Source organism: Amycolatopsis anabasis (assembly GCF_009765355.1).
Taxonomy (GTDB): domain Bacteria; phylum Actinomycetota; class Actinomycetes; order Mycobacteriales; family Pseudonocardiaceae; genus Amycolatopsis; species Amycolatopsis anabasis.
This window is the reverse complement of the sequence record NZ_VTHK01000135.1, coordinates 1-3,945: the sequence shown is the minus strand read 5'-3', so window position 1 is coordinate 3,945 and position 3,945 is coordinate 1. Positions and strand designations below refer to the sequence as shown.

The 3,945-nt window shown below is 72.6% G+C and carries 1 protein-coding gene; it reads left to right on the top strand.

Translation table 11 applies throughout. The features are described 5' to 3' along the window. A partial coding sequence (locus FXO23_RS50280; RefSeq protein WP_158896271.1) for a type I polyketide synthase occupies positions 1-3,945 on the top strand: 3,945 nt, incomplete at both ends.

The window sequence follows — 3,945 nt, the reverse complement described above, 5'->3', positions numbered from 1 at the left end:
GACCAGGTTCCTGGAGATCGGGCCGGACGGCGTGCTCACCGCGATGGCACAGGACTGCGCCGCAGAGATCTTCGCGGTTCCCGCGTCTCGCCGGGACCGCCCGGAACCGGAGACCCTGGTCGCCGCGCTCGCCGGACTGCACGTGCGCGGAGTGGAGCTGGACCTGTCGGCCTGGTATGCCGGGGCCCGCCGGATCGACCTGCCCACCTATCCGTTCCAGCGCAGCCGGTACTGGCTGGACCGCCCTTCCTTCGCCACCGAGTCCGAAGTGGACCGTTGGAGCTACCGCCTGGGCTGGCGGAAACTACCCCGGCCCGCCGACGCCGAGCTGTCCGGCACCTGGCTGCTCGTCGGTGCCGGGACGGATGACGAACTGGCCGACCGGTGCACCCGCGCGCTCACCGCGGCCGGGGCTTCCGTCGTTCCGTGGCATCCGGATGCGGAAGACGTCGCCGATCCGGCCGAGGTCCGCGGGGTGCTGTCCCTGGCCGCGCTGGACGAGCAGCCGGTGCCGGACCGCCGCGCGGTGCCGAGCGGGCTGACCGCGACGGTCGCCCTCGTGCGGGCGCTCGGCGCGGCCGGGGTGGAGGCGCCGCTGTGGGCGGTCACCCGAGGCGCGGTCTCGACCGGACGCGCCGACCGGCTCACCGCGGTCGGGCAGGCGTCGGTCTGGGGACTCGGCCAGGTGGTCCGGCTGGAGCAGCCGCGGATGTGGGGCGGAGTGCTCGATCTGCCGGGCGAGCCCGGCGACGCGGCGTTCGCCGCGCTGCCCGCGGTGCTGTCCGGAGCGGTGGGAGAGGACCAGGTGGCGATCCGCCCGGACGGGATCTTCGCCCGGCGCCTGGAGCGCGCGCCGCTGCGCGGCGCCGCCGGATGGCAACCGCGCGGAACCGTGCTGATCACCGGTGGCACCGGGGCACTCGGCGCGGAGGTGGCCCGGCATCTGGCCCGCGAGGGCGCCGACCGGCTGGTGCTCCTCAGCCGGAGCGGCCCGGCCGCGGCGGGCGCCGCCGAGCTGCAAGCGGAACTGACCGGCCTGGGTGCCGAGGTGACGATCACCGCTTGCGATGCCGCCGACCGGCAGGCCCTGGCCGGGGTGCTCGACGCCGTTCCCGCCGACTGCCCGCTCACGGCCGTGGTGCACACCGCGGGCGTGCTCGCCGACGGAACGCTCGACACGGTCACCCCGGACGGGCTGGACACCGTGCTGCGCGCCAAGGCGCAGGCCGCGCTGAACCTGCACGAGCTGACCCGGGACCGGCAACTGGACGCGTTCGTGCTGTTCTCCTCGGCCGCAGGTGTCTTCGGCAACGCGGGCCAGGCGAGCTACGCGGCGGCCAACGCCATGCTGGACGCGCTGGCCATGAAACGCCGGGCGGACGGGCTTCCGGCCACCGCGGTCGCGTGGGGCGCGTTCGGCGGGTTGGGCATGGCACACGGCGCCAATGGGGACCGGGCGCGCCGCAACGGGTTCCCGGCGATGGACCCGGTCACGGCGATCGGCGCGCTGAACCGGGTGGTGGGCCACCGCGAACCGGCGCTGGTCGTCGCCGATCTCGACTGGGCGCGGTTCGTCCCCGCGTACTCGGACACCCGCCGCAATCCGCTCATCGACCATCTCCCCGAGGTGCGCGAGATCCGGGCGGCGCGCGGTGGCGGAGCCTCCTTCCGCGAGGGCCTCGCCGACCGGACGCCCGCCGAACGCGACGCCGAACTCGAGCGGCTGGTACGCGATCAGGTGGCCGGAGTGCTCGGCTACGAATCACCGGAGACGCTGTCCGGTAAACGTGCCTTCGCCGACCTCGGCTTCGATTCGCTCACCGCGGTCGAACTGCGGAACCGGTTGAACGCGGTCACCGGGGCGCGCCTGGCGAGCACCGCGGTGTTCGACCACCCCACCGTGCGGGCGCTGGCCCGGCACCTCGGGCGGGAACTGTTCGGCCGGGACGACGGTCCGGTCCGAGCGGCTGCGGGCACCACCGACCCCGGCGAACCGATCGCGATCGTGGCGATGGGGTGCCGCTTTCCCGGTGGCGTGCGGTCACCGGAGGAGCTGTGGCGGCTCCTCGCGGACGGCGCGGACGGGCTGTCCGAATTCCCGGACGGCCGCGGCTGGGATCTCGACGCGCTGTACGACCCGGACCCGGAACGGCCGGGCACGAGCTACGTCCGGGTCGGCGGGTTCCTCGAGGACGCCGACCGGTTCGACGCGGGATTCTTCGGGATCTCGCCGCGCGAGGCGCTGGCCATGGACCCGCAGCAGCGGATCCTGCTGGAGACCACCTGGGAGACCTTCGAACGGGCGGGCATCGAGCCCGGAAGCCTGGCGGGCAGCCGATCCGGGGTGTTCATCGGCACCAACGGCCAGGACTACGGCGGGCTGCTGCCGGAAACCGCGGGCGGCGAGGGGCATCGCGGGATCGGGAACGCGGCGAGCGTGCTGTCCGGCCGGGTGGCTTACCTGTTCGGGCTGGAGGGTCCGGCGGTGACGGTGGACACCGCGTGTTCGTCGTCGCTGGTGGCATTGCACCTGGCGGCGCAGGCGCTGCGGTCGGGCGAATGCGATCTGGCGCTCGCCGGGGGCGTGAGCGTGCTGTCCACACCGGAGGCGTTCGTCGAGTTCAGCCGCCAGCGCGGCCTCGCACCGGACGGGCGGTGCAAGGCGTTCGCGGCGGGTGCGGACGGCACCGGGTGGGGCGAGGGCGTCGGCCTGCTCGTCTGCGAGCGGTTGTCGGATGCCGAGCGGAACGGGCACCGAGTCCTGGCCGTGGTGCGTGGTTCGGCGGTGAACCAGGATGGTGCGTCGAACGGGTTGACGGCGCCGAATGGTCCGTCGCAGCAGCGGGTGATCCGGGCCGCGCTGGCGAGTGCCGGTCTGTCACCGTCCGATGTGGACGCAGTGGAGGCGCACGGTACGGGCACCGCGCTGGGTGATCCGATCGAGGCGCAGGCCCTGCTGGCGACCTACGGTCAGGATCGGGCGAATCCGTTGTGGCTGGGGTCGATCAAGTCGAACATCGGCCACACCCAGGCCGCGGCGGGTGTCGCGGGCATCATCAAGATGGTCCTGGCGATGCGCCAGGAAACCTTGCCGCGCACCTTGCACGTGGACGAGCCGTCCCCGAAGATCGACTGGTCGGCGGGTGCGGTGGAACTGCTGACCGAGGCGCAGCCGTGGAAGGCTAATGGTCGACCTCGCCGCGCTGGGGTGTCTTCGTTCGGGATCAGCGGCACCAACGCGCATATCGTGCTGGAGGAGGCGCCGGGTCCGGTTCCGGTGGAGGTCACCGGGACCGTGCCGCCGGTGCTGCCCTGGCTGGTTTCGGCCCGGACCGAAGGCGCCCTGCGCGCGCAAGCCGACCGGCTGCTGTCCGTTGTGGACGAAGAGCCGCTCGATGTCGCCGTCGCACTGGCCACCACCCGTGCCGGATTCGAGCACCGGGCCGTAGTCGTCGGCGCGGACCGGGACGAACTGGCCACCGGCCTGCACGCGCTTTCCCGCGGCGAGAGTTCCCCGCACCTCGTGCTCGGCAACGCCCGGGAGGGCGGTCTGGGTTTGCTGTTCTCGGGTCAGGGTTCGCAGCGGTTGGGTATGGGCCGGGAGTTGTATGCGGCGTTCCCGGTGTTTGCTGGGGCGTTCGATGAGGTGTGTGCTGAGCTGGATCGGCATCTGGATCGGCCGCTGCGCGGGGTGATGTGGGGCGAGGATTCGGATCTGGTTGATCAGACGGGGTTCACGCAGCCGGGGTTGTTCGCGGTTGAGGTGGCGTTGTTCCGGCTGCTGGAGTCGTGGGGTGTTCGGCCGGATTACCTGCTTGGTCATTCGATTGGTGAGCTGGCTGCTGCGTATGTGGCCGGGGTGTTTTCGCTGGAGGATGCGGCGCGGTTGGTGGTGGCGCGGGGTCGGTTGATGCAGGCGTTGCCGTCGGGTGGGGCGATGGTGGC